At 47.1% G+C, this 25,694-nt stretch carries 25 protein-coding genes; 16 read left to right on the plus strand and 9 right to left on the minus strand.

Annotated features, from left to right (window positions below; genetic code table 11):
- The first annotated feature begins 2 nt into the window (after positions 1 to 2).
- A complete protein-coding gene (locus LS482_RS02240) occupies positions 3 to 1,484 on the plus strand; it encodes an SGNH/GDSL hydrolase family protein (protein WP_233030125.1) in 1,482 nt (493 codons plus the stop codon).
- A 59-nt stretch (positions 1,485 to 1,543) separates the two neighbouring features.
- Here LS482_RS02240 and LS482_RS02245 read toward each other — a convergent pair whose 3' ends face one another.
- Positions 1,544 to 2,272, minus strand: coding sequence for a M15 family metallopeptidase (locus tag LS482_RS02245; protein ID WP_233030126.1), 729 nt, complete (start codon positions 2,270 to 2,272; stop codon positions 1,544 to 1,546).
- Positions 2,273 to 2,616: 344 nt separating this feature from the next.
- Between LS482_RS02245 and udk the strand changes: the two genes are divergently transcribed.
- The 15 genes from udk (at position 2,617) to LS482_RS02320 (ending at position 18,247) form a co-directional block, all read left to right on the plus strand.
- Positions 2,617 to 3,225: a uridine kinase gene (gene udk, locus LS482_RS02250; RefSeq protein ID WP_233030127.1), complete on the plus strand. Its 609-nt coding sequence runs from the start codon at positions 2,617 to 2,619 to the stop codon at positions 3,223 to 3,225.
- A 130-nt stretch (positions 3,226 to 3,355) separates the two neighbouring features.
- Positions 3,356 to 3,697, plus strand: coding sequence for an FtsB family cell division protein (locus LS482_RS02255; protein WP_233030128.1), 342 nt, complete (start codon positions 3,356 to 3,358; stop codon positions 3,695 to 3,697).
- Positions 3,698 to 3,840: 143 nt separating this feature from the next.
- Positions 3,841 to 5,226: a methylmalonyl-CoA mutase subunit beta gene (locus LS482_RS02260; protein WP_233030129.1), complete on the plus strand. Its 1,386-nt coding sequence runs from the start codon at positions 3,841 to 3,843 to the stop codon at positions 5,224 to 5,226.
- 65 nt (positions 5,227 to 5,291) lie between these two features.
- The gene (locus LS482_RS02265) at positions 5,292 to 5,939 is read left to right on the plus strand and encodes a transposase (protein ID WP_233030130.1); all 648 of its coding nucleotides are present in this window, start codon (positions 5,292 to 5,294) and stop codon (positions 5,937 to 5,939) included.
- Positions 5,936 to 8,080: a methylmalonyl-CoA mutase gene (gene scpA / locus LS482_RS02270; RefSeq protein WP_233030131.1), complete on the plus strand. Its 2,145-nt coding sequence runs from the start codon at positions 5,936 to 5,938 to the stop codon at positions 8,078 to 8,080. The genes LS482_RS02265 and scpA overlap by 4 nt, the downstream gene beginning before the upstream one ends.
- A 344-nt stretch (positions 8,081 to 8,424) precedes the next feature.
- On the plus strand, positions 8,425 to 9,303 hold the full coding sequence (locus LS482_RS02275) for an SDR family oxidoreductase (protein WP_233030132.1): 879 nt from the start codon (positions 8,425 to 8,427) through the stop codon (positions 9,301 to 9,303).
- A gap of 446 nt (positions 9,304 to 9,749) precedes the next feature.
- On the plus strand, positions 9,750 to 10,523 hold the full coding sequence (locus LS482_RS02280; RefSeq protein WP_233030133.1) for a ParA family protein: 774 nt from the start codon (positions 9,750 to 9,752) through the stop codon (positions 10,521 to 10,523).
- The gene (locus tag LS482_RS02285) at positions 10,523 to 11,422 is read left to right on the plus strand and encodes a ParB/RepB/Spo0J family partition protein (RefSeq protein ID WP_233030134.1); all 900 of its coding nucleotides are present in this window, start codon (positions 10,523 to 10,525) and stop codon (positions 11,420 to 11,422) included. The genes LS482_RS02280 and LS482_RS02285 overlap by 1 nt, the downstream gene beginning before the upstream one ends.
- A gap of 260 nt (positions 11,423 to 11,682) precedes the next feature.
- Positions 11,683 to 12,285, plus strand: coding sequence for a DUF5683 domain-containing protein (locus tag LS482_RS02290; RefSeq protein ID WP_233031787.1), 603 nt, complete (start codon positions 11,683 to 11,685; stop codon positions 12,283 to 12,285).
- Positions 12,286 to 12,403: 118 nt separating this feature from the next.
- On the plus strand, positions 12,404 to 13,105 hold the full coding sequence (dapB, locus tag LS482_RS02295; RefSeq protein ID WP_233030135.1) for a 4-hydroxy-tetrahydrodipicolinate reductase: 702 nt from the start codon (positions 12,404 to 12,406) through the stop codon (positions 13,103 to 13,105).
- Between the two features lie 90 nt (positions 13,106 to 13,195).
- Positions 13,196 to 14,737: a signal peptidase I gene (lepB, locus tag LS482_RS02300; RefSeq protein WP_233030136.1), complete on the plus strand. Its 1,542-nt coding sequence runs from the start codon at positions 13,196 to 13,198 to the stop codon at positions 14,735 to 14,737.
- A gap of 65 nt (positions 14,738 to 14,802) precedes the next feature.
- On the plus strand, positions 14,803 to 15,429 hold the full coding sequence (locus tag LS482_RS02305) for a WbqC family protein (protein ID WP_233030137.1): 627 nt from the start codon (positions 14,803 to 14,805) through the stop codon (positions 15,427 to 15,429).
- A 240-nt stretch (positions 15,430 to 15,669) separates the two neighbouring features.
- Positions 15,670 to 16,188, plus strand: a complete 519-nt coding sequence (locus LS482_RS02310) for a hypothetical protein (protein WP_233030138.1) — start codon at positions 15,670 to 15,672, stop codon at positions 16,186 to 16,188.
- 154 nt (positions 16,189 to 16,342) lie between these two features.
- The gene (lepB, locus tag LS482_RS02315; protein WP_233030139.1) at positions 16,343 to 17,926 is read left to right on the plus strand and encodes a signal peptidase I; all 1,584 of its coding nucleotides are present in this window, start codon (positions 16,343 to 16,345) and stop codon (positions 17,924 to 17,926) included.
- Complete coding sequence (locus tag LS482_RS02320; RefSeq protein WP_233030140.1) at positions 17,927 to 18,247, plus strand: DUF6122 family protein; 321 nt, start codon at positions 17,927 to 17,929, stop codon at positions 18,245 to 18,247.
- Between the two features lie 8 nt (positions 18,248 to 18,255).
- On the opposite strand, the gene LS482_RS02325 is transcribed toward LS482_RS02320, so the two are convergent.
- From LS482_RS02325 to LS482_RS02360, 8 genes are all read right to left on the minus strand, one after another.
- Positions 18,256 to 18,534 (minus strand): Rdx family protein, encoded by a 279-nt coding sequence (locus LS482_RS02325; protein ID WP_233030141.1) that lies wholly within the window; start codon positions 18,532 to 18,534, stop codon positions 18,256 to 18,258.
- Positions 18,535 to 18,552: 18 nt separating this feature from the next.
- Positions 18,553 to 19,593 carry an endonuclease/exonuclease/phosphatase family protein gene (locus LS482_RS02330; protein WP_233030142.1) on the minus strand — a complete coding sequence of 347 codons (1,041 nt, stop codon included), beginning with the start codon at positions 19,591 to 19,593 and terminating at the stop codon, positions 18,553 to 18,555.
- A 78-nt stretch (positions 19,594 to 19,671) separates the two neighbouring features.
- Positions 19,672 to 20,547 (minus strand): rhomboid family protein, encoded by an 876-nt coding sequence (locus LS482_RS02335; RefSeq protein ID WP_233030143.1) that lies wholly within the window; start codon positions 20,545 to 20,547, stop codon positions 19,672 to 19,674.
- Between the two features lie 196 nt (positions 20,548 to 20,743).
- Positions 20,744 to 21,490, minus strand: a complete 747-nt coding sequence (locus LS482_RS02340; protein WP_233030144.1) for a rhomboid family intramembrane serine protease — start codon at positions 21,488 to 21,490, stop codon at positions 20,744 to 20,746.
- On the minus strand, positions 21,491 to 23,419 hold the full coding sequence (mutL, locus tag LS482_RS02345; RefSeq protein ID WP_233030145.1) for a DNA mismatch repair endonuclease MutL: 1,929 nt from the start codon (positions 23,417 to 23,419) through the stop codon (positions 21,491 to 21,493).
- Positions 23,419 to 23,709, minus strand: coding sequence for a riboflavin synthase subunit beta (locus tag LS482_RS02350; RefSeq protein ID WP_233030146.1), 291 nt, complete (start codon positions 23,707 to 23,709; stop codon positions 23,419 to 23,421). Before LS482_RS02350 ends, mutL begins: the two co-directional genes overlap by 1 nt.
- A gap of 701 nt (positions 23,710 to 24,410) precedes the next feature.
- The gene (gene ribH / locus LS482_RS02355; RefSeq protein WP_233030147.1) at positions 24,411 to 24,923 is read right to left on the minus strand and encodes a 6,7-dimethyl-8-ribityllumazine synthase; all 513 of its coding nucleotides are present in this window, start codon (positions 24,921 to 24,923) and stop codon (positions 24,411 to 24,413) included.
- Between the two features lies 1 nt (position 24,924).
- Entirely contained in the window at positions 24,925 to 25,692 is a 768-nt protein-coding gene (locus LS482_RS02360) for a tetratricopeptide repeat protein (RefSeq protein WP_233030148.1), read from the minus strand.
- Positions 25,693 to 25,694: the final 2 nt, after the last annotated feature.

Genomic DNA, 25,694 nt, shown 5'->3' on the forward strand with positions numbered 1-25,694 from the left:
ACATGAAAAAAAATATAAAACTATTAGCGCTTTTAGCATTGGGACTGGCGGCCTGCCAACCGGAATTTGACAAGGCCGTCGACGAATCGGGCTTTTACACTTCCGGGGATGCTGATCTTACGAATTATGTAGCCCTCGGAAACTCCCTTACCGCCGGGTTTGCCGACGGTGCCCTCTACATACAGGGCCAGGAAAACTCTTATCCGAACATCATGGCACAGCAGTTTTCCCATGCCGGTGGCGGTGAGTTTACCCAGCCGCTTATGAACGACAACTTCGGGGGGCTGCTCGCCGGCGGCACTAAAATAGCTGACACAAGAAGAATCCTCGAATTCGATGCCGAAGGCAATCCTTCCCCCGTAAATCTCGACGAAGAACCCACTACAGATATTACCAATGCCGTGGAAGGTCCTGTTAACAATATGGGCGTGCCCGGCGCAAAAATCTATCACCTTGTGGCTGAAGGCTACGGGGATATTTCAGGAGTGGGTGATACGGCAAACCCCTATTTTGTACGTTTCGCCTCATCTGCCGGCACATCGGTCATAGCCGATGCCGTAGCGCAGAGCCCCACTTTTTTTACACTCTGGATAGGTAATAACGATATTCTCAGTTATGCCACCTCCGGCGGCGTAGGTGTTGATCAGACCGGAAACATCAATCCCGCTACCTATGGAAGTAACGATATCACAGACCCTAATGTTTTTGCTTCCATATACAGTGATTTACTGAGTGCACTTACCGAAAACGGGGCCGGAGGGGCTGTGGCCAATATCCCGGATATCACCTCCATCCCCTATTTCACAACCGTCCCTTACGCCCCGGTTCCTATGGATGCTGCTACTGCAGCACAGGTAAATTCCGGATATGAAGATTACAATAATGCCATGTTGCTGTATGCCGGAGCCGGGTTAATCACTCAGGAAGAAGCCCAGAAAAGACAGATCAGTTTTCAGGAGGGCCAGAATCCTGTAGTTATTGTCGATGAGGATCTCACCGCACTCCCCAATCCGCAGGGCGGTGAACTTCCCAAAATAAGGCAAACCACACAGGAAGACCTTATTGTGCTCCTCGCCTCTTCCTTTATAGGAACTACCGTTGGTGGTGACGATTCACAGGTCAACGGGGTTTCCGTACCCCTTGAAGATCGATGGGTGCTGACCCCCGAAGAACAACTACTGGCAACCAATGCCCAGACCAGCTATAATGCCACCATAGAAGCACTGGCCTCACAATATGAACTGGCATTTATTGATGCCAAAAGTATGCTGGCGCAGGCCGCCGAGACCGGTATTCCTTATGACGGCGGTATGCTCACTTCTACCTACGCTACGGGCGGGGCGTTCTCCCTTGACGGGGTACACCCGACGGCCAAAGGCTATGCCCTCGTGGCCAATGCCTTTATAGCGGCCATAAACGAAACCTACAGCGCCACCATACCCGAAGTTAACCCGGGGACCTATCCGGATGTATTCGTAAAATAATCGTCCGGCAGCGGATAATAAAAAAGCGCCTCTTTCAAGGGCGCTTTTTTAATGTCTGTTTACTCACACTCCCACCGGAAATTGGCCACTTTGCCATTAGACGCACTCGTCAGGTTATAATGCCACCATTCCGTCCTGATCGACCAGAAACCGTGTTTTTCCATCGTTTCTTTCAGTAATCTCCTGTTGGCCAGCACTTCATCAGGAAGGCCGGTATAATCGTGATGGGCTTCTTTTCCGAAAAAATCAAAACCTGTACCCATGTCCAGTGCATTCCCGTCCGTATCCACAAGGGTAATATCAACCGCTCCCCCCTTGTTGTGAATAGACCCTTTGGCCGGGTTGGCCACATACTGCGGGTTCGGAACGATCTCCCACATCTTCTTCTGTACATCGTGCGGGCGGTAACAGTCAAAAAACTTGATCCTGTAGCCCTGCTCCATCAAATCCCGGTTAGCTGCTATCAGGGCTTTTGCCGTCTGTGCCCTCACATAACATTCCGCACAGTCATAGACCTTTGTCTTTAAAAAATTGTCCTCCGTGGCGTATTTCATATCGTAAACAAAATCCCGGCTGTAATCGCGGAGCCGTACAAAAGCAGTGTCTTCAACACCGTCCAGCGACAACAGGGCAGGCCCGGCCTCTTTTTCAGGCTTTTCCGTTACGGTATCTCTTATTGTTTCGGTAGCTTCCTTTACGGATTCCGCAGGAGCAGTACGTTTCTCCGGTTTTTCCTTACAGGCCGTAAAAAAAATGACAATGACCAGGGGTACTATAATTTTTTTCATACCACAAATTAAAAGAAAAATCCGCTAAGTTCCGGCCTGTTTTCATTATCTTGGTAAAGCGTTTGTTTTTTGCTACGAATACACCAATATTTTTTATTGCGCTTTGTAAGTTTTTCTGTGTCTGACCTTCCCCCGATCAGGGATCGGGCCCGTTCTCTCCATCACAAGGGAGGAACTTATAGAGGGGGTTATTCAGGGACGTGGTTTCCTGTTTCAATGATCCGGTCACCGGTCCTCCGTCATCCGGCAACCAAACAACTCCAAAACTCGTCAACTAATTTTTGTGAAGTCATTAACGTTTTTGACTTGGTTTCGTTAAATTTGCGGAAAAATCAGGTCTGTTAATGCTAATTATAGGAATCGCCGGGGGGACGGGTTGCGGCAAAACCACCGTTGTAAACCAGATTATTGATCAGCTGCCGGAAAACGAAGTAGGGGTTATTTCACAGGACTCCTATTACAAGGACACCTCCCACCTGTCTTATGAAGAACGTACAAAAATAAACTTTGACCATCCCAGGGCCATCGATTTCGATCTCCTGGTAAGTCACCTTAAAACCCTGAGGAAGGGAGAGCCGATACATCAGCCCGTATACTCGTTCGTAAAACACAACCGTACGAAAGATACCATCCTCACCCACCCCAGGAAAGTAATGATCGTAGAAGGCATCCTTATCCTGACACCCCCGGAAATAAGGGAAATGTTCGATATCAAAATATTTGTTCACGCCGATTCCGACGAACGCCTTATCCGCAGGCTCAAAAGGGACATCAACGAAAGGGGCAGGGACCTCGATGAAGTACTCGCGCGATACCAGACCACGTTAAAGCCCATGCACCAGCAATTTATAGAACCCGCTAAAGAACATGCAGATATTATAATACCGAACAATAAATACAATACCGTGGCAGTTGATATAGTGAGAACTATTATCAATGAAAAACTGGCATAGCCGGAAGTATTGCAAACCACATACCTACCCCAAAAAATCGTACTTTTCCGGATTATAGCCCGGAAATGGCTGTAAACAGGCAAATAAATTTGGCAGGCAGGAAAAATTTACTTATTCATACCGCAACGAAATGAACTTTATAAAGAAAATAAGACAGAACAGGTGGTTTTCTTTTTTCAGCAATATATATGTAATAGTCCTTACGGTATTTGCGGTATGGATGATATTTTTCGATACCAATTCCCTGCTTACCCATATGGAGCTCGAAAAGGAGATCGACAAATTGCAGAAACAAAAGGAATACCTGCAAAAGGAAATAGAAAAAGACAAGGATGTCATCCGCAACCTGAAAGATGACAATAATATAGAAAAGTTTGCCCGCGAAGAATACTATTTTAAAAAGGACAACGAAGAAATATACATTATCGAACACCAGGACAGTTTAAAAAAGAACAGGAAAAAAACTGAATGATATTAAGAAGGACACCCCCCTCTATCCCCCTCAAGGGGGGGAGCTGTTATGCTCTTTAAAAGACGTTAGGTTCCCCCTTGAGGGGGATACAGGGGGCAAACCTCCAGGACCAAAAAATCCAGAACCACAAACCCTGCACCGGTATGAACAAACCACTATTTGATGAATTCCCAGGGGTTTCCGCAAAAATGTGGAAACAGAAAATCCAGTTCGACCTGAAAGGCGGTAACTACAATTCCCTGATATGGAATACACCCGGGGGAATAGACGTAAAACCCTTTTACCATGCCGATACGGTCATTCCTTCTCCGCCCGTACCCCAAAACACACCCTGGAAAATAACCCAGCATATTTTCGTTGCCGACGAAGGCAGGACCAATAAAAAAATAAAGAACATCCTTAATCGTGGAGCAGAAAGCATCTGGTTGACCCTGCCGTCGGAAAATACAGACCTTTCCGGATTGCTCAAAGGTATTGACCTCTCTTCCGTACCGCTGTACTTCGATCCCCTTTTCCTGTCCCCGGGTTTTGTAAAAAAACTCTACAACCGTATTCCCGCTTCGGAAAATACGGAAATTCGTATCCACACAGATATTATCGGGAACCTGGCCTGCAACGGCAACTGGTTTTACAAGCTGAAAAAAGACCATGAATTACTTGGGGAGATCTGTTCCCTTTCCGGAAATTTCAACGGTGTGATCACCGTGGACGCTTCCCGCTATCAAAATGCAGGAGCAACGATTGTCCAGCAACTGGCCTACGCCATAGCGCACGCCAACGAATATCTGAATTTCCTGGACGGTGAGGGATTGCAAAACCTGAAAAAACAAAAAATTGTATTTAAAACCGCCATCGGCGCCAATTACTTCTTTGAAATAGCCAAACTCCGTGCCCTCCGCATACTGTGGAAGACCCTGGCCTCAGAATACGGTGCACTTCCCGAATGTCATATCCTCGCACAGCCCACCAGGCGCAACAAAACCCTCTACGACTATAATGTGAACATGTTGCGCACCACCACCGAAAGTATGAGTGCCATACTGGGCGGTGCCGATGCTGTATGCAACCTTCCCTACGATGCCATATACCACAAAGACAACGAATTTGCCGAACGTATGGCCAGAAATCAATTGCTCATACTGAAAAACGAAAGTTATTTCGACAAAACGAACAATCCGGCCGACGGCACTTACTACATAGAAGATATCACTGTACGGCTGGCCGAAAAAGCCCTGGACATCTTTAAACAGATTGAAGCCGGCGGGGGCTTCCTGAAACAATTGAAAGACCATACCATCCAGAAAAAGATAAAAGAAAGCGCCCGGGCAGAACAACAGGAATTTGACGAAGGCCGTGAAGTCCTGGTAGGCACCAACAAGTACACCAACCCGGAAGACCGGATGAAAAACGACCTGCAACTGTACCCTTTCGTCAAAACCAACACCCGGAAAACCCTTATAGAACCCATAATCGAAAGAAGATTATCCGAACAAACAGAACAAAACCGCCTAAAAAAAGAAACCCCGTAGAGACGCACGGCCGTGCGTCTCAAACGAGGAAAAGAGGCCGCGCATCTCAAACAATAAACCGGAAAATGAAAAGGTTCAACGGCAAATACCGTTTCAATTCAAACCGCATGCCCCGTTGGGATTACAGCGGCAAAGGCACCTATTTCATTACGTTGGTCGTTCAGGGCAGGCGTTGTATATTCGGGCATATTGAAAACGGGGAAGTCGTAAAAAACCGCTGGGGAGAAATCGCGTACAGGGAATGGTACAAATCGTTCAAAATCCGAAAAGAATTGACCCTGGATTCATTCGTCCTGATGCCCAACCACATCCACGCGGTCGTAACCATTGACCCTATCCTGGTAGTAGAGACGCACGGCCGTGCGTCTCAAACGAGGAAAAGGGGTCGTGCGTCTCAATCGGGAAATAACAATCTAACCTCAAAAGGTAACAATTCATTTTACCGCAGGCCAAGATCATTATCCACATTTATAGCAGGATACAAATCGTCAGTAACCATCCAATTAAACAATTGGATCGACAGAAATATAAGTCCCGCCCTGTTCCCCGAACTGGAAAAATTCAGCAAATCCCACCGGTTATGGCAACCCAATTATCACGACCGGGTAATACGCGACCCATATGAATACAGTCGTATTTTAAAGTATATTGAGAATAACCCAAAGAAATGGGAAGAAGACCAGTTACACAATAACCACCATTTATCCATATGAAACGGAAAAACCTGCAAAATATAAAAATATCCTATCCTGGTAGAGACGCACGGCCGTGTGTCTCAAACGAGAAGGAAGATAAATACGTTTTCGCCGAAGGCATCAAAATAAAACCCGTTTTTACCGAAGAAGATATCGAAAAGGCCGAACACCTGAATTTCGCCGCAGGCATTCCTCCTTACCTTCGGGGGCCGTACAGCACCATGTACGTTACGCGCCCCTGGACCATCCGGCAATACGCCGGTTTTTCAACGGCCGAGGAAAGCAACGCTTTTTACCGCCGTAACCTCGCCGCGGGACAGAAAGGGCTTTCCGTGGCCTTCGACCTGGCCACACATCGGGGCTATGACAGCGACCACGAACGCGTTGTCGGCGATGTGGGCAAAGCCGGGGTGGCCATCGATTCTGTTGAAGACATGAAAATACTCTTCGACCAGATCCCGCTGGACAAAATGTCCGTATCCATGACCATGAACGGGGCCGTACTGCCCGTTATGGCCTTTTATATCGTAGCTGCGGAAGAACAGGGAGTTTCACCCGAACAGTTGTCCGGCACCATACAAAACGATATCCTCAAGGAGTTCATGGTGCGGAACACCTACATCTACCCGCCTGCCCCTTCCATGAAGATCATTGCGGATATCTTTGAATACACCAGCAAGAACATGCCCCGGTTCAACAGTATCAGTATTTCGGGGTACCATATGCAGGAAGCCGGCGCAACGGCAGATATTGAACTGGCCTATACCCTGGCCGACGGACTGGAATACATAAAAACGGGGCTGAAAGCAGGCATGAACATCGACAAATTTGCCCCGCGCCTTTCCTTTTTCTGGGCCATAGGCATGAACCACTTTATGGAAATCGCCAAAATGCGGGCGGGACGGATGCTGTGGGCCCGACTTGTAAAACAATTCGGCCCTGAAAATGAAAAGTCGCTTTCCCTCCGCACCCATTGCCAGACCAGCGGATGGAGCCTTACGGAGCAGGATCCGTTCAACAACGTAGCACGCACATGCATAGAAGCCGCAGCGGCAGCATTCGGAGGCACGCAATCGTTACACACCAATGCACTGGATGAGGCCATCGCCCTGCCTACCGATTTTTCGGCGAGAATTGCCCGTAACACCCAGTTGTTCCTCCAGGAAGAGACCGGGATCACCAAAACCGTCGATCCCTGGGCCGGAAGCTACTATGTGGAATACCTGACCCATGAGATCGCGCATAAAGCATGGAAACTCATACAGGAAGTGGAAGAACTGGGTGGAATGACCAAAGCCATAGAAGCCGGAATCCCCAAAATGCGGATCGAAGAAGCAGCCGCACGGAAGCAGGCCCGTATAGACAGCGGACAGGACGTCATCGTCGGGGTAAACAAATACAGGCTGGAAAAAGAAGATCCGCTGCAAATCCTGGAGGTGGATAACCAAACCGTAAGAAAGCAGCAGATCGAACGCCTGAAAGCACTCAAATCCGGGAGGGATGCCGGAAAAGCGGAAGATGCTCTGCAAAAACTTACCGAAGGCGCACGTACGGGTGAAGGAAATTTATTAGCTTTAGCAGTCGAAGCCGCAAGACACCGGGCTACACTTGGTGAAATAAGTGATGCCCTCAGCACTGTCTTCGGAAGGCATAAAGCAAAAATCCAATCCTTTACCGGCGTGTATTCCAAAGAGATCAAAAACGACGAAAGTTTTGAAAAGGCCAGGCAGCTGGCCGACAGGTTTGCCGAAGAGGAAGGCCGCAGACCCCGGATCATGATCGCCAAAATGGGCCAGGACGGCCATGACCGCGGTGCCAAGGTAGTGGCCACCGGTTATGCCGATGTAGGTTTTGACGTAGATATAGGCCCGCTGTTCCAGACTCCGAAGGAAGCTGCCAAACAGGCGGTGGAGAACGATGTACATATCCTCGGGGTTTCCTCCCTCGCCGCCGGTCATAAGACCCTTGTTCCCCAGGTTATCGAAGCCTTAAGGGAATACGGCAGGGAAGACATTCTGGTCATTGTAGGTGGTGTTATCCCGTCACAGGACTATGATTTTCTTTTTGAAGCCGGGGCGGTTGCCGTTTTCGGGCCGGGTACAAAAATCAGTGATGCTGCCATACAAATGCTGGAAATATTACTGGAAATAAGCGGGTGAATGTATGGTCATTGAGTTATGCACAGACACTGTTCTTTATTAAATTTGAATTTCGAACCGCGGAATGATGAAGTGATATAACTCATAAAGCTTTATCATTGGATATTCGGTATTCCATCAGGTTCTTGAGTTCAACCAAAGGGTTCGTTATTGATTTCCGTATACAAATGATATGAGATCAGGGCCTGTTTGCATTACCGGAAAACAGACTATAAAGCACCTTCGAGTGCGTAATGTTAGCAGGCCCTGAATCATAACTCAAAAAAGGCAATACCAGCATTATTTGCGGATTTACTTATTATGCACGCATACTATTCCGTATCTTTACAAAAAACAAGCATACCATGTACACCGATAAAATGCTCCGCGACGATGCCCTGAAAGGCAAAAACATTGTAGTGACCGGAGGCGGAAGCGGCCTCGGCAAGGCCATGACCCGTTATTTCCTGGAACTGGGTGCCAAAGTAGCCATTACTTCCCGCAGCCTTGAAAAACTGGAAGGTACGGCCAGGGAACTGGAAAACGAAACAGGAGGGACCTGTTTCCCCGTACAATGTGATGTCCGCCATTACGACCAGGTAGAGGCGATGCTGCAACAGGTGGTCGGCACCTTCGGTAAGGTCGACGTATTGCTCAACAATGCCGCCGGGAACTTTATATCCCCTACGGAAAGATTGTCGGCCAACGCTTTTGATACCATCATTGATATCGTACTCAAAGGAAGCAAAAACTGCACCCTGGCTTTCGGGAAACACTGGATAGCAGAAAAACAACAAAATACTACCGTATTAAACATAGTGACCACTTACGCCTGGACGGGTTCTGCCTATGTAGTGCCCAGTGCCACGGCAAAAGCCGGCGTGCTGGCCATGACCCGAAGTCTTGCGGTGGAATGGGCCAAATACGGTATCCGCTTCAATGCCATTGCCCCCGGCCCCTTCCCTACCAAGGGTGCATGGGACAGGCTTTTACCGGGCGAACTCAAAGAAAAGTTCGACCTGGCCAAAAAAGTGCCCTTACAACGCGTGGGCGAACACCAGGAACTGGCCAACCTGGCCGCCTATCTCGTGTCTGACTTTGCCGCTTACCTCAACGGAGAGGTCGTTGCCATAGACGGCGGCGAATGGCTCAAAGGTGCGGGACAGTTCAACCTGCTGGAACAGGTGCCGGAACATATGTGGGACATGTTAGAGGAGATGATACGCAGTAAAAAGGGGAAGTAAACCCCTCTGTACCGAAAGGTGCTGCGGTTTGGCAAGCAATGAAATTTCGCTTTATCTATTGGTTATCAGGTTGTTAACATACTCAGGTATTACGTAACTCAGTAACTCAATCCCCCCATTAACTTAATAATTCAACAAAGTTATAAAGTTTATAGAAACTAAAGTTGCCGTAATGAAATTACGGGGGTTTAAACCTAAAATTGAGACCAATTAAAGTTGACAAAATCGCATTCATACTTCCCCTGATAACAGTATAGCTATCCCCCGGGCATAAAATCAAATCGCAGGCCGGACCGGTGCCATTCCCGGTTTCGGGAAAGAAAACTTTACAATATACTGCCAAAACTCGTGCAATAACACAGGTCGTCCACATGCTGTTAACAATTTTCATTTTCAAAACCCGGAAATAGTTGTATTTTTACCTGTCTAAATCCAATTAAAATTACATGGGTAAAATTATAGCAATTGCGAATCAGAAAGGCGGCGTGGGTAAGACGACTACCTCCGTGAACCTCGCGGCCTCCCTCGGTGTCCTGGAAAAGAAGGTACTTCTTATCGACGCCGATCCGCAGGCCAATGCCACTTCCGGACTGGGACTGGACGTAGAGGAAATAGAGGTGGGCACTTACCAGCTTCTGGAACATACCCTGAACGCCAAGGACGCCATTATCGGTTCTGATTCTCCCAACGTAGATCTTATTCCCGCACATATAGACCTGGTAGCCATAGAGATTGAACTTGTAGATAAGGACAGGAGGGAATCCATGCTCAAAGATGCGCTTGCCGGGCTCCGGGAAGAATACGACTATATACTGATCGATTGTGCTCCTTCCCTTGGTCTTCTTACACTTAATGCCCTTACCGCGGCAGATTCGGTGATCATTCCCATTCAATGTGAATACTTTGCCCTGGAAGGCCTCGGAAAATTACTGAACACCATAAAAAGTGTGCAGAAAGTGCACAATCAAAATCTCGATATCGAAGGTCTTTTGCTCACCATGTACGATGCAAGGCTCCGGCTTTCCAACCAGGTTGTCGAAGAAGTTCAGAAACACTTTAACGACATGGTATTCGAAACCATTATCCAGAGAAACGTACGCCTCAGCGAAGCCCCGAGTTACGGGGAAAGTATCATTAATTACGATGCAAGCAGTAAAGGAGCGACAAATTACTTAAATTTGGCGCACGAAATCATTAAAAAGAATAAGCAGACGGTTTAATGGCAAAAGCAACGAAAAAACAAGCATTAGGACGGGGATTATCGGCACTGTTAAAAGATCCGGAGAATGACATTCAGACGGCTTCGGACAAAAATGCCGATAAAGTAGTAGGGAATATTGTTGAACTGGACATAGAGTCCATTGAGGTCAACCCGTTTCAGCCGCGTACCAATTTCAACGAGAATACGCTCCAGGAACTGGCCAGTTCCATAAAGGAACTCGGGGTTATACAGCCCATTACGGTACGGAAATTAGAATTCAACAAATATCAGCTGGTTTCCGGGGAGCGCCGCTTCCGGGCCTCGAAGCTTGTAGGGCTCAGTACTGTCCCCGCTTATATCCGCATAGCCAACGACCAGGAATCCCTGGAGATGGCATTGGTGGAAAACATACAGCGGCAGGACCTCGATCCTATTGAGATTGCGCTTTCCTATCAGCGGCTTATTGATGAAATACAGCTCACCCAGGAACAACTCAGTGACCGGGTGGGGAAAAAGCGTTCTACCATAGCCAACTACCTCAGGTTATTGAAACTGGACCCCATAATCCAGACCGGGATGCGGGACGGGTTTGTAAGTATGGGACACGGAAGAGCATTGATCAACCTGGATGACAAGGATACCCAGCTCACCATTTACGAAAAGATCATTTCCAGCGGCCTGTCTGTAAGAGAAACGGAAAAACTCGTTAAAAATCTCCAGGAAAAAGGCAAAAAGAAGACGACTTCGGACGCTTCGGATAACAAACTGCCTTCTTATATTGACGATAAAATGGAGGATATTACCGAATACTTTTCGACCAAAGTTGACGTTAAAGTATCCAGGAACGGCAAGGGAAAACTCATTATACCCTTCCATTCCCGTGAAGATTTTATCCGTTTGACCAAACTCCTCGAATAAAACCAGGCCGGTATGTACCTGAAACAAATACAATATACAGAATTAAACCCGCGTTACGGGAGACCGGAAATCTGAAACATATAAACATCACGTACCGAATGCCAAGGACCAAAAGCCAAGTATTATCCCGAAGTATCAGTACCGGGTACGGAATTCCGGATACTGTACGCCGGACTTCTGACGGATATGCCTTTTTTCCCGGCGTCGGATACCCGGCTTTCCAGATAAAACTCCCTTTACTTTCCGTTTTTCTCACGGCCATGCTGTTAATAACAGGCGGTACGGCACGGGCACAGGACAAGGAACAGGAAACCGCCAACGATTCCACGAACACCGAAAACCGGGTGGTCGTTCGGGACACTATTGTCCACAAAACGAATACCATAGACCCTTTGTCGCCCAGCAAGGCGGCATTTTATTCGGCCATACTGCCGGGGCTCGGACAAATTTACAACAAGCGCTACTGGAAGGTTCCGCTGGTATATGGGGCCATAGGTACCGGATTGTATTTTTATATCACCAACAAGGACCAGTACCACAGGTACAGGAATGCCTATAAACGCAGGCTCGCCGGTTTTCATGATGATGAATTCTATGACATTGACGGAAGCGGGATTAACGAAGGAAACCCGGATGTTTCCATGGACGCCCTTCGGAGGGCCCAGGAATATTACCAGCGGTATAAAGACCTTTCCCTTCTCATCACCATAGGGCTCTATGCCCTGAACATCATAGATGCCAATGTCGACGCACACCTGAAACAACACAATATAAGCGATGAACTTACCCTGCGCCCCTTTATTATCCCGAACGATTTTAATGTGGGCACCACGGTAGGACTATCACTCAACTTTAATTTCTGACATCGTTTTGTACTATGTCACCCTAAACCGGAAATTCCGGGTATAGTCGAACCTGTCCTTCGGCTCCGTTCAGGGAACGAAAAAAAACGAAAAAATTGAAACCGAAAATAAACAACAAATGAAGATAGCTTTACTGGGATACGGCAAAATGGGAAAAATGATAGAACAGACCGCCATTTCCCGGAACCATATGATCGTTGCCAGAATAGATGATGAATTTAGTTTAGAAGACATTAAAGGCGCCGATGCGGCCATAGATTTCAGTGTTCCTTCCGCAGCCTTTAAAAACATAACCACCTGCCTGGAAAACGGTATCCCGGTGATATCGGGAACAACCGGGTGGCTGGACCGTTACAACGAGGCCGTAGCGCTGTGTAACCAGCACAAGGGAGGCTTTATTTATGCTTCCAATTTCAGCCTGGGCGTCAATATCTTTTTCCAGCTCAACGAATACCTGGCCAAAATGATGGCCCGCCTGGATGAATACAAGGTCAGCATCGAAGAAACCCACCACACCCAAAAACTCGACGCTCCCAGCGGAACCGCAATTACCCTGGCCGAAGGGATTATAAAGAACAGTTCCAAAACAGGGTGGCAGCTGGACAATGCGGGGGAAAACGAAGTCCCGGTTACGGCCAAACGCATAGAAAATGTTCCCGGCACTCACAGCATACGCTATTCCGGAAAAGTAGACGACATTGAAATCACCCATACCGCTCACAACCGGGAAGGATTTGCACTCGGGGCTGTTATTGCAGCAGAATGGATTGTCGGAAAAACCGGTGTTTTCAATATGAAGGACGTGTTAAACCTTAGTTAGGTACGTAGCAACTGTACGCTTTTTGTGTAATTTGCGCGGAACAGGAACATACGATAATCAGGATGATACAAAACATACAATAAAATTACTATGACAATAACAGCGTGGTTCATGTTTTTCCTTTTCCTGCAACTGGTACACTTTGCAGGCACATGGAAACTATACCAAAAAGCCGGAAGACAAGCCTGGGAAGCCCTCGTACCCGTTTACAATGCCGTGATCCTTATGAAGATCATCAACAGACCGTGGTGGTGGGTCATCCTGCTGTTCATTCCCATTGTCAACCTCATTATGTTTCCCGTTATATGGGTGGAAACCGCCCGGAGTTTCGGTAAAAATTCCACAACAGACACCTGGCTGACCCTACTTACCCTGGGATTGTATCTCTATTACATCAATTATGCCCTGGATGTCACCCACATCAAGGACAGGAGCCTCAAGCCCGGAACGGCCACGGGAGAATGGGTCAGTTCCATACTCTTTGCCATTGTGGCGGCAACACTGGTGCATACCTATATTATGCAGCCCTACGTGATCCCCACTTCCTCCCTGGAAAAATCCCTGCTGGTGGGCGATTTTCTCTTTGTGAGCAAATTCCACTACGGTGCCAGGGCTCCCATGACCGCCATAGCCGCTCCGATGGTTCATGATACCATTCCCGGGCTGGGGATAAAATCGTATCTCAACAAACCGCAGCTCCCTTATCTCCGGTTTCCCGCACTTCAAAAAATAAAGCGAAACGACATCGTAGTGTTCAACTGGCCTACGGATACCGTACGTTATTTTGGCGACTACAGGAGCCGGGGCATACGAAAACCGATTGATAAGAAATCGAACTATGTAAAAAGATGCGTGGGAATTCCCGGGGACTCACTGTCCATCAAGGACGGTTATGTCTATATCAACGGCAAGCGGACACAACTGCCGGACCGGGCCAAAACACAATATTCTTATATTGTAAAGACCAACGGCAGCGAGCTCAGCCGGGCCTACATGTACCAGCGCTTCGGTGTTACGGATTATTTCGGCAGGATGCAGGACGGTTCCTACCGTTTTACCTCATTGACGGAAGAAAGTGCCGCCCGCCTGAAAAAAAGCCCGAATGTAGTGAGTGTAGAACGGATAGTACAACCGGCAGGAAGACCTCATCCCCGTATTTTCCCCAATACCAGGGACAACACCTGGAGCGGGGATAATTTCGGTCCCATATATATTCCCGAAGCAGGTAAGACCGTAGTACTCAACAGGGAGATCCTTCCGCGCTATAAAAGGATCATTCAGGAATACGAAAACAATACCCTGGAAGTAAGAGGAGATCAGATCTTTATCAACGGAAAACAGGCCGATTCCTATACGTTCAAACAGGATTACTACTGGATGATGGGCGACAACCGGGATAATTCGGAAGACAGCCGGTATTGGGGGTATGTTCCGCACAATCACATCGTCGGCAAGCCCGTGTTCATATGGATGAGCTGGGACAGCCAGGGCGGGAAAGTCCGGTGGGATCGTGTCTTTACCACCGTAGGAGGACCGGGAGAACCGGTTTCGTATCTCAAATATTTCCTTATTGTAATAGGAGGATGGATCGTTTTCAGCTTTATACGAAAGAAGAAAAAGAAAAACAGTTAGGAACAACGCGGCTGCAAATCGTACAAAAGTAAAAAACATCAAAATACCCGGTTCTTTCAGGATTTATGGAACGTAAAATACTCATACATCCCGCTTATTTTCCCACCATAATGCATTTTGTGGCCATGATAAACCACCCGGTGGTCCTGGAAATGGAAGACAACTTCCAGAAACAGACCTATCGCAACCGTATGTATGTTTACGGACCGGGAGGGAGGCAACTGCTTACTATCCCCGTAAAACACAGCAAAACCGGAACACACCAGAAATACAGGGACATCCGTATAGAAAACAGCTTCCACTGGCGGAAACAACACTGGAAAACACTGCAAACGGCTTACAGGACCTCTCCTTTCTTTGAGTTTTATGAAGACGACCTGGCCCCGGTCTTTGAAAAAAAACACGATTTCCTCATGGACCTCAACCTGGATACCATACACTTTATCTTCGATATTTTCCAGCTCAACCCGGAATACGGAAAAACCCATACCTACGAAAAGGAAGCAGCGGCATACGCCGATTACAGGTTTATGGTCAACGCCAAGGAAGCACCCCGCTTTAACCTGGAATCTTATACCCAGGTTTTTGATGAAAAACACGGATTTATAGGCAACCTGAGCATCTTGGACCTCCTTTTTAACGAAGGCCCCAATGCCCTGACTTACATTGAAAGGCAATCCCTTCCTTCCTGAGTTTTTCGGCAGATTTACAGAAAATCAACTACTAAACGGCACTTTTCCCGGTGCGATCAACCGGTTTATGATTATAAACGGCATCCGGCAGTCCCTTACAACTGTATAAACAACAATTAACACTCCACATCCCTTTATCCTTTCCGGAAGAACGGAATGCAGCTAATTTGGTAATACTGTGCCCGGAAAAACTATTTTTTCCGAAGCAGGCCAGCCATATTTCATCAAAAACAAACTGCCATGTCCCGTTTTTCCATATTGTTCCTGTTCCTCGTGTTTCCGCTTTACCATTTACTTTCCCAGCCCGTGATCCTGGTTAAACACGAAGAAAACCCCGGAGCTGTTGAAAATGACGTCCGCCACTACATGAAGCTTCTGGATATCCGGGAAAACATCCATCTTACCATACGTTTTACACGCCATGTTCCCCGTAACATACTGGGAATAACCTTCTGTCTGGACACACAGCAGCCCAACGGTTACCGGCATATTGTAGTAGCAATAGACTCCGGGTTAAGTCCTATGCGACAAAAACTCATACTTGCCCACGAAATGATTCATGTAAAGCAATATGCCAAAAAAGAACTCATTGCCTTAAACAAACGGGTGCTTCTCTGGAAAGGACGGAAATACGAAACACGGATATACAACAAACGAACCCCCTGGGAAACTGAGGCTTACAACATGGAAAGATTGCTGCGGAAACACCTCCGCAGGAAAAACCAAAAACCCCGTACCGAACTTGCGGCAACGCTGTAAAACCATCCTCCCTCCCCTTCCGGTAATCGGTCTGTTTTCACTTTAGCTGAAAAGTACAGTTTGTTAAACATCCGTTAACCCGGTGAAAAACCGTAACACTTTCCCGTATTTTAATACCTTTAGACCATAAAAACGAACCAAAACATACAAAAACATGACGCTAACAGGGTGGTTTCTGTTTTTCCTTATCCTGCAACTGGTACACTTTGCAGGCACATGGAAACTATACCAAAAAGCCGGAAGACAAGCCTGGGAGGCCCTCGTACCCGTTTACAATGCCGTGATCCTTATGAAGATCATCAACAGACCGTGGTGGTGGGTCATCCTGCTGTTCATTCCCATTGTCAACCTCATTATGTTTCCCGTTATATGGGTGGAAACCGCCCGGAGTTTCGGTAAAAATTCCACAACAGACACCTGGCTGACCCTACTTACCCTGGGGTTGTATCTCTATTACATCAATTATGCCCTGGATGTCACCCACATCAAGGACAGGAGCCTCAAGCCCGGAACGGCCACGGGAGAATGGGTCAGTTCCATACTCTTTGCCATTGTGGCGGCAACACTGGTGCATACCTATATTATGCAGCCCTACGTGATCCCCACTTCCTCCCTGGAAAAATCCCTGCTGGTGGGCGATTTTCTCTTTGTGAGCAAATTCCACTACGGTGCCAGGGCCCCCATGACCGCCATAGCCGCCCCGATGGTTCATGATACCATTCCCGGGCTGGGGATAAAATCGTATCTGTTCAGTGACGATTTTTCCAAAAGGCACACTTCCTGGTTAAACAGGTTCCAGTTACCCTATTTCCGCCTGCCCGGTTTTCAAAAGATAAAACGCAATGAAATTGTTGTATTTAATCAACCGGCCGATACGCTTCGGGACATGAATGATTTTCATCCTGACAGGAATTACTACAAGCCCGTGGACAAAAAGACCAACCTGGTCAAACGATGCGTGGCCATTGCCGGGGATTCCATGGAGATCAGGGAGGGTTATGTTTATATTAACGGTAAACGGACACAACTGCCGGACCGGACCCAAACACAATATTCCTATATTGTAAAGACCAACGGCAGCGAGCTCAGCCGGGCCTATATGTACCAGCGCTTCGGTGTCACCGACTATTTTGGCAGGATGCGGGACGGCTCTTACCGTTTTGCCGCATTGACGGAAGAAAGTGCCGCCCGCCTGGAAAAAAGTCCGAATGTAGTGAGTGTAGAGCGGATGATACAGCCCGAAGGCACGCCTCATCCCCGTATTTTTCCCAATACCGGGGACAACACCTGGAGCAAAGATAATTTCGGTCCCATATACATTCCCGAAGCGGGTAAGACCGTAGCGCTCAACGGAGAGATCCTTCCGTACTATAAAAGAATCATTCAGGAATACGAAAACAATACCCTGGAAGTAAGAGGAGATCAGATCTTTATCAACGGAAAACAGGCCGATTCCTATACGTTCAAACAGGATTACTACTGGATGATGGGCGACAACCGGGATAATTCCATAGACAGCAGGTATTGGGGATATGTTCCTTTTAACCACGTTGTCGGCAAACCCGTATTTATCTGGATGAGCTGGGACAAGACCGCTAAAAAGGTGCGCTGGGACCGGGTTTTTACTACCGTACACGGTACCGGGGAACGGGTTTCCTATTTCCGATATTTTATCATTGTCCTCGCCGGATGGTTTGTTTACAGCTATATCCGGAGAAAGAAAAAGAAAACAAAATAAATGCTACGCTTCGTCATCCATTACGGATTGCACTTTGTATTCCCGGTCCTTATAGCCTACTGGTTCTACCGGCCGTATTTCAAGAAGGTGAGTATTATCCTGCTGGCAGGTATTCTTATAGATATAGACCATTTCCTGGTCAGCCCGGTTTTTGATGCGAACCGTTGCAGTATCGGCTTCCATCTGCTGCACGGGTATTTCCCCATTGCCCTGTATGTGCTTTTGTTTATCTATAAACCTACACGGATCGTAGGTCTGGCGCTATTACTGCACATTCTGGCGGATACTGCAGACTGCCTGATGTTAGCTCTTAATGTATAAAGGTATCCTCATACATTGTCGATATGCCCGAGATCCCTGCCGGGTTCTATGCGATCGCGAAGTTTTTGTTTCAGCGCCCTGATTTCCGGGAAACCGCCGTATTCCTTCCTGTCAAACAGGAGGTGTTCATCGACATAAATACGGTAAATACCTCCTGTTTCCCCGGGTTTTAGGGTTACCCCCTGCAACTCGTTCTCAAAAGTGGACAAAAGCTCCTGGGCCATATAGGCCGCCCTTAACAGCCAGCGGCATTTCGGACAATATTCTATGGTAACAGACGGTTTCATCACTAAACTGGATTAAGATTATTTTTCTCCGGATTCCGGCAGCCTGAACGTAGCCATAACCGGGTAATGGTCGGACAGGGTCTCCGTATAATTTTTATGTGCCATTATATCTATATCCGCATCTGTGAGGATAAAGTCGATACGAAGGGGAAAATAGTCAAAGTCATACGACCTGCCGAAACCACTGCCCTTTTCAATAAAAGTATCCTTCATAGCTCCCTTTATCCGCTTGTACACATAAGAATACGGTGTGTTGTTGAAGTCGCCTGCCACTATCATTCTATACCGGCATTCCCTGCGGTGGGTATCGAATATTTCCACCTGCCGGTGCTGAAGGGCAAAAGCCTTGCCCATCCTTTTGTACAACGCCTCGGGGTCTTCAACAATAATATGTTCCTTCGCAGGTACCAAATGCAGGGATTCCAGGTGCAGGTTATAAATCCTTACGGTATCTTTTCCCTTTACAATATCTGCATAAAGGGCATTATTCCCCGTTTTCGGAAATTCCAGCGACCCTCTTTCAACTATGGGATACCTGGAAAAAATAGCCTGTCCCGTCCTGTTGTTCCGCGTTGTGTATTTGATGAACTGGTACGGATAACCGGTATTAAAAGCATTTTCCTGTTCGTGGTGAAATTCCTGAACGCAAAGTACGTCCGGCGATTCCCGGGTTACGAGTTCGATGATCTTTTCGGGAACGTCCTTATCCGGAAGCCAGTCGTAGGCATTGAATATCCGCACGTTGAACGTCATCAGCTTCATCGTATTTTCCTCCTTGCTTTCCGAAACCCCGGAAAGCCTGTACATGGCCCCTACATACTTATACCCGATCAACAGGATCAGGAGCGACAGTATAAACTGGCGCCTCAACTGTACCAGCCAGTAAAGCACAAAAGCCGCATTTACTATAATAAACACCGGAACCGTTAGGCTCAATACCGAAATCAGGGGAAATCTTTTGGGAAAGACATAAGGCAGGATATAAGACAGCAGCAGCAATACTGCAAAAAAGGTATTGAGAACAAAAACGACTTTATTTACAAAACTCAATTTTTTCACTGCCCTTGAATTCGTTACAGTTATCCGAGTAATCCGTGACTAAATAACGCTCTCCTCAACTCCATATCCATATTCCCGCTAATCTTTCCCTGCCTGGAACAGGAAATCTTTCTCCTCCTTGGTAAGGCTCTCGTAACCGCTTTTACTGATCTTGTCCAGTATTTCGTCGATTTTCTGCTGACGGCTGTCTTTACCGGCTTGAGATTTTTTTGCAGATGCTGTGGTCTTTCTGTTTTTGTGGACGGTCTTTAAAGGTCCTTTAGGTTTTCTCCTGAAAAGGTTTACAACGGCCGTGACCATTTTTTCAAAACCGGAACCGATGTCCCTGCCTTCGGATAATTTCCGGGCATATATATAACCGAGCAATGCACCGCCCAGGTGGGCCAGATGGCCTCCTGCATTGCTCATGGGAATCTGTACCAGATCTATGAGCACCACAAAAACCCCGATATACCAGAGTTTTATGTTAAATAGAAAAAACAGCCGTACCTCCTGGTTGGGCATATAGGTACAGATAAAGATCAGGATGGCCATGACTGCCGCAGAAGCCCCTATCAGCGAGGTGTCTATTTCCATGAATGCCGGAAACAGGTTGTAACTGAGCATAAAAATAAGCCCCCCGGCTATAGCCCCGAGAAAATAAACGTTGAGGAACCGCCTGCCGCCAAAGAGGTTTAAAAAAATCCTCCCCGAGAAATAAAGCAACAGCATGTTCCAGAAAATATGTGAAAAACTACCGTGAAAAAAAGCATAGGTAACAACAGACCACGGTTGTGTGATAAAATTGTCCAGGCGTTTCGGCAATTCGAACCACTGCATGAGAAAATCCGGGGAAAGCCGGAACAGGAATACCAGCAGAATATTAAGAATATAAACCAGCACATTGATCACAATGAGCTTTTCAGCCACAGTAAGTGTAGCATACTTGTATTTTATATCGTTACTGATGCCCATTCGTTTTGTTGTTTTTGCCGGGAAATCCCCGGGGGTCCTTTACGGACTACCCAAATCGCGAGGATATCCCTCATCTACAGTATCTTCCCCCGAAGAGAAAATCATGTTCCCTTTTTATCCTGTTTTACCTTAACTCATCATCTCCAACCATTACCTCATTGACACATTGACATATTGTATCATTGGCACATTATCCCTAATTCCACCGGTTGTTCTTAAACTGGTTCCTTTTCCAGTACCACATCATAATAAACCCGAACAACGCCCCGCCCACGTGGGCAAAATGGGCTATTCCCCCTCCGAATAGCGAATACCCGGTAATGCCCGAAAAAAGATCCAGTCCAATCAGGGCCGGAATAAAATACTTTGCCTTGATGGGTACTGGAACAAAAATAAGAAACAATTCCGCATTCGGGAACATCATGGCAAACGCTACGAGTATACCGTATATTGCCCCCGAAGCTCCTACAGCCATCCCGTTATAAGCCGAAAAGAAACTCTGCATTATACCGTTATCAATACCCGGGACTTTTGCGTATTGATTTATCGGAACATTTTTCAGCATCTGCATGACATCACCTTGGGAATATCCTACGGAATACAAAGCACTCATCCCTTTTTCAAAATAATAATAATTAACCCCGGTATGGATAAGTGCCGCTCCCAGTCCGGCAGAAAAGTAAAAAAACAGGAATTTGTTCCGCCCCCACATCTGCTCCAGGGGAGAGCCGAAGGCCCACAGGGCATACATATTAAAGAAAATATGCATAAACCCGCCGTGCATGAACATATGCGATACGATCTGCCACAGCCTGAAATTCTCATTTTTAGGGAACCACAACGAAAAGAGTTGTATCATTTGATCGTGAAAAAACTGCGTTGCCACAAAAAACAACACATTAATGATCAATAGGTGCTTAACAGCCTCGGTTATTCTATACATCTATAAAAATTTTTTTTCCAGGTCTTCTACGGTTATGGTGATATAAATGGGTCGGTTAAACGGCGATACCCTTGGTTCTTTACAGGCAAACAGGTTATTCACCAGTGCTTCCTGAGAGGCCTCGTTCAGCAATTCTCCCGTCCGTACCGCCAGCGTTTTGCTCAGCGATTTGGCGAGCCTGTCGCTTTGGGAAAAACTGCTGTCCGGTATCTCGTCCTTAAAATCGGCGATCAGTTGCTCCAGGATCATACTCACTTCACTTTCCGAAACACTGGCCGGGATACCGGTAATCTCAATTTCCTCACCTTCCAGCCGGGCAATGGCAAAACCGATAAATTCGAGGGTTTCCCGCAATTCCTTCAGCAGGGCCATATCAGACGCCGAATAGTACAATACAATGGGAAACAGCAATTGCTGACTTATGCCTTCCTTAACGGTCATTTGCCTCAGAAATTGTTCGTACAGCACCCGTTGGTGTGCCCTGTGCTGGTCAATGACCACCATTCCCGATTTTATGGTTGTAACAATATATTTTTTGTGCAACTGGTAAGTCGTGAATGAAGGCCCTTCACTTTCCCTTTCACCAAAAAGCTTTCCGGCGGGTTTCCCTTCCATTCCGGCCACTTCATCAGATTCTATCTCCACGGAACTAAAACCGTCGGAATCACCCGATTTGTCGCCCAGCCCTACGTACAGGCTTTCCCAGTCGCCCTGTCTATCCTGTCGGCCGCTGCCTTGCCATGAAGGCCTTCCCCCCTGATATTTCGACCGCGCTTCAGTACCTGTTTTTTCCGGTCCCGAATGTGAAATGCCTTCTTCATCCCTGAAAGGGTTAAAATCGGAATCCACCTCTATCGTCGGAACATTTATCGGTTTGTCTTTATAATCATACGGGGTGTCGAGAGCGGCATCCTTGTCAAAATCCAGGACCGGGGCAATATTGAATTGTCCGAGACTGTGTTTTATGGCCGAACGCAATATGGCGTAGAGCATATGCTCGTCGTCAAATTTAATCTCTGTTTTCGTGGGGTGAATATTGATATCCACCGTGGCGGGGTCCACATCGAGGTATAAAAAATACCCGGGATGGGCCTGCTCTTTGATCAATCCTTCAAAAGCGGACACTACGGCATGATGCAGGTAAGGACTCTTTATAAAGCGGTTATTGACAAAAAAGAACTGTTCTCCCCTGCTCTTCCTGGCGTGTTCGGGCTTGTAAACAAAACCGGACAGCTTTACCACTTCCGTATTTTCTTCTACGGGAACCAGTTTCTCATTCGTTTTACTGCCGAATATATTAACCACCCGTTGCCTGTAGTTGGAAGCAGGGAGCGAAAAGAGGTCATTCCCATTGTGGTACATTTCAAAGTGAATATCCGGATGGGCAAGCGCTACCCTCTGGAACTCGTCGATAACATGGCGCAGTTCCACCTGATTGGACTTTAAAAAATTTCTCCTGGCCGGGATATTAAAAAAGAGGTTTTTAACGGCAATGGAGGTGCCTTCGGGGGATACCGCAACTTCCTGATCTGCGATTTTCCCGCCTTCCATACGAATCCGGGTACCGATCTCCTCTCCCTGCCGCCTGGTGTTCATTTCCACATGGGCAATAGCCGCAATGGAGGCCAGGGCTTCCCCGCGGAACCCCTTGGTCCCTAACCGAAAAAGATCGTCTGCCGAACGTATCTTGGAAGTAGCGTGGCGTTCAAAACTGAGGCGGGCATCCGTGGCACTCATGCCCGCACCGTTATCCACCACCTGTATCAATGTCTTTCCCGAATCCTTGGCAATAAGTTTTATTTCCTTAGCCCCGGCATCGACGGCGTTTTCTATTAATTCCTTCACAACAGAAGCAGGCCTTTGTACCACCTCTCCTGCCGCAATCTGGTTAGCAACATGATCCGGTAAAAGCTGTATGATATCTGCCATTATCTCTTGAAGGTGAATATGCTTAGGTCAAAATCTATGATAAAAAGAAACAGGAGAATTAAAATGATCGCAATAATCAGAACGGTCCTGTTCGCCCTGCGATCGGGATTGCCTTTCACGTCGTCCAGGGCATTGGCGAATTTATTCTTGAGTCCCTTGTTATCCCCGGTGGCCTTCCGGAATTGTTCAAAACGTCCCTCTATATGAAACGGGCTACCTTCCTTGTCACTTTTATAGTAACGAGGGGTGTAGCTGAACCTTTTATTTTTTCGCGTCTTAAATACTCCCATAATTCTATACCCCCAAAATTACTGAAAATACTACAAAAATGTAAGGAGATGGCGGTAAATTTTAATCCGGCGGGTGTTACCGCGTTATTGGATTGGAGAAATCGCCACGTTACTTACCAACTGATGTCTTGGCGATTTTCCAACACCTCAACCGGAAAGCGTCTTGCAAGGAGCCGGATAAAGGAAGGAAAGCCTGCCCGGAGTACGGCCGGCGACAACCTCAGATGACAAGTGCAAAACCGCGGGGAGATTGCCGCGCTTCGCTCGCAATTGACGATGGCCCATATTCCTTACGGGGAACACAAAAGCTTTACGCTTATCCGCAGCATGCCATGGTTTAAACAATTTAAGGTCCGGTTTAGGTAAAATAATGTCCCGTTTAGGTAAAACAGGCTTCGGTTTAGCCAAAACGGCGTAATTTTCAGGTCAGATACCTGAAATTTTAGCCGATCCACCTAAAACTTCTTTCATCGAAGTTAAAATTTTAAGCTTTTAAGCTAAAGTTTTTGTCATCACAGCCAAAAACAACACTATTTCACCTAAAAACACCTGTTTTTCAAACAAATACACCTCCGTTTTCCCATAAAATCTCACAAGACAGACCATGAAATTAGTTACTCAGTTATTAAGTTCACCAGAGCTATCTAAATAACTCATTAACCAATAACCCCGGCAACAACTTTTCAGAAATCAGGAAAGCTCTAAAATCCCACGGGAGGCCTGTTCGAGGCCGAACGCCCCAGGGCAGCCATCTTTATCGCCGCTATCGCCGCTTCGGTCCCCTTATTTCCGTGCTTTCCGCCGCTGCGCTCTATGGCCTGCTGCATAGTATTGTCGGTGAGCACGCAAAATATCACGGGACGGCCATATTTTACATTCAGGTCCTTGATACCCTGTGCGGTGGCACTACACACAAAATCGAAGTGTTTGGTCTCTCCCTGTATCACGCTACCGATGGCTATTACAGCGTCCACCTGTTGCGTATCGAGCATTTTTTTACATCCGAAAGTCAGTTCAAAACTGCCGGGTACATCCCAGCGGAGTACGTTTTCCGGGAGCGCACCACAATCCAGCAAAGCTTCCCGGGCCCCGTTAAAAAGCCCTTCGGTGATGTTTTCATTCCATTCGGAAACAACAATCCCAAACCGAAAGGGTTTCGCGTTTGGGATTGTCGTTTTATCGTAAACGGATAAATTTTTGTTTTCGGTAGCCATACTATTCAGTGCTGCTTTCCAGCTTACCTATGTAAATATCGATGGTCCTGCCTTCGGAAGAGGACGGGTATTCGTTCTTAATGCGGTTGAAATATTTCAGCGCCTTGTCTTTCTGTTCCAGTTCAAGGGCAGCTATACCCGCCTTAAAAAGGAATTTCGGCGTAGTAAACTCGTTTTTGCTGGCTGCAAACGCTTTTTCATAGTATCCAAGGGCATCTTCGGGCTGGCCCAGTTGCATAAACGCATCTGCTATTCCTCCCTTGGCCAGGGGACCTAAAATGGCATCGTCGGTAGAAAATTTCTGAAGATACGCAATGGCCTCTTCATAGTTTTTCATGTTCAGGTATGCCATCCCCGCGCTGTAGTTAGCCAGGTTTGCTGCGTCTGTTCCCTTGTATTTTTCAATAATGTCCAGGAAACCGTATTTTCCTTCCGCCCCGTTCAGTGCAAGCGTATAGAGCGAGTCTTTGTTCGTGCTGTTTACCGCTTCGTTAAAAAACTGTTGCGCAAAGAACGCTTCGTTAGATGCTTCTATGTTCTTCGGTTTTGCGACAAATTCCTGATACCCCAAAAAACCGAGCACTATTACAACTACCGCGCCGATGCCCCCGAAGATATACTTCTGGTTCTTCGCCACCCAGGCTTCCGTACGGGACGCACTCTCGTCCAACGAGCCGAATACTTCTGCTGTTGTACTCTGCGATTCCTCCGCCTGTTTTTCTTCTTTCTTGTTTTTTGGTTTATATCCTCGTTTCTTGTACGTTGCCATTT

Origin of the sequence: Sinomicrobium kalidii (assembly GCF_021183825.1) — a bacterium.
Classification (GTDB): Bacteria; Bacteroidota; Bacteroidia; order Flavobacteriales; family Flavobacteriaceae; genus Sinomicrobium; species Sinomicrobium kalidii.

Coding starts and splice junctions, on each gene's coding strand:
- LS482_RS02240 (WP_233030125.1), top strand. CDS start 3: ATGAAAAAAAATATAAAACTATTAGCGCTTTTAGCATTGGGACTGGCG.
- LS482_RS02245 (WP_233030126.1), bottom strand. CDS start 2,272: ATGAAAAAAATTATAGTACCCCTGGTCATTGTCATTTTTTTTACGGCC.
- udk (WP_233030127.1), top strand. CDS start 2,617: ATGCTAATTATAGGAATCGCCGGGGGGACGGGTTGCGGCAAAACCACC.
- LS482_RS02255 (WP_233030128.1), top strand. CDS start 3,356: ATGAACTTTATAAAGAAAATAAGACAGAACAGGTGGTTTTCTTTTTTC.
- LS482_RS02260 (WP_233030129.1), top strand. CDS start 3,841: ATGAACAAACCACTATTTGATGAATTCCCAGGGGTTTCCGCAAAAATG.
- LS482_RS02265 (WP_233030130.1), top strand. CDS start 5,292: ATGAAAAGGTTCAACGGCAAATACCGTTTCAATTCAAACCGCATGCCC.
- scpA (WP_233030131.1), top strand. CDS start 5,936: ATGAAACGGAAAAACCTGCAAAATATAAAAATATCCTATCCTGGTAGA.
- LS482_RS02275 (WP_233030132.1), top strand. CDS start 8,425: ATGTACACCGATAAAATGCTCCGCGACGATGCCCTGAAAGGCAAAAAC.
- LS482_RS02280 (WP_233030133.1), top strand. CDS start 9,750: ATGGGTAAAATTATAGCAATTGCGAATCAGAAAGGCGGCGTGGGTAAG.
- LS482_RS02285 (WP_233030134.1), top strand. CDS start 10,523: ATGGCAAAAGCAACGAAAAAACAAGCATTAGGACGGGGATTATCGGCA.
- LS482_RS02290 (WP_233031787.1), top strand. CDS start 11,683: ATGCTGTTAATAACAGGCGGTACGGCACGGGCACAGGACAAGGAACAG.
- dapB (WP_233030135.1), top strand. CDS start 12,404: ATGAAGATAGCTTTACTGGGATACGGCAAAATGGGAAAAATGATAGAA.
- lepB (WP_233030136.1), top strand. CDS start 13,196: ATGACAATAACAGCGTGGTTCATGTTTTTCCTTTTCCTGCAACTGGTA.
- LS482_RS02305 (WP_233030137.1), top strand. CDS start 14,803: ATGGAACGTAAAATACTCATACATCCCGCTTATTTTCCCACCATAATG.
- LS482_RS02310 (WP_233030138.1), top strand. CDS start 15,670: ATGTCCCGTTTTTCCATATTGTTCCTGTTCCTCGTGTTTCCGCTTTAC.
- lepB (WP_233030139.1), top strand. CDS start 16,343: ATGACGCTAACAGGGTGGTTTCTGTTTTTCCTTATCCTGCAACTGGTA.
- LS482_RS02320 (WP_233030140.1), top strand. CDS start 17,927: ATGCTACGCTTCGTCATCCATTACGGATTGCACTTTGTATTCCCGGTC.
- LS482_RS02325 (WP_233030141.1), bottom strand. CDS start 18,534: ATGAAACCGTCTGTTACCATAGAATATTGTCCGAAATGCCGCTGGCTG.
- LS482_RS02335 (WP_233030143.1), bottom strand. CDS start 20,547: ATGGGCATCAGTAACGATATAAAATACAAGTATGCTACACTTACTGTG.
- LS482_RS02340 (WP_233030144.1), bottom strand. CDS start 21,490: ATGTATAGAATAACCGAGGCTGTTAAGCACCTATTGATCATTAATGTG.
- mutL (WP_233030145.1), bottom strand. CDS start 23,419: ATGGCAGATATCATACAGCTTTTACCGGATCATGTTGCTAACCAGATT.
- LS482_RS02350 (WP_233030146.1), bottom strand. CDS start 23,709: ATGGGAGTATTTAAGACGCGAAAAAATAAAAGGTTCAGCTACACCCCT.
- ribH (WP_233030147.1), bottom strand. CDS start 24,923: ATGGCTACCGAAAACAAAAATTTATCCGTTTACGATAAAACGACAATC.
- LS482_RS02360 (WP_233030148.1), bottom strand. CDS start 25,692: ATGGCAACGTACAAGAAACGAGGATATAAACCAAAAAACAAGAAAGAA.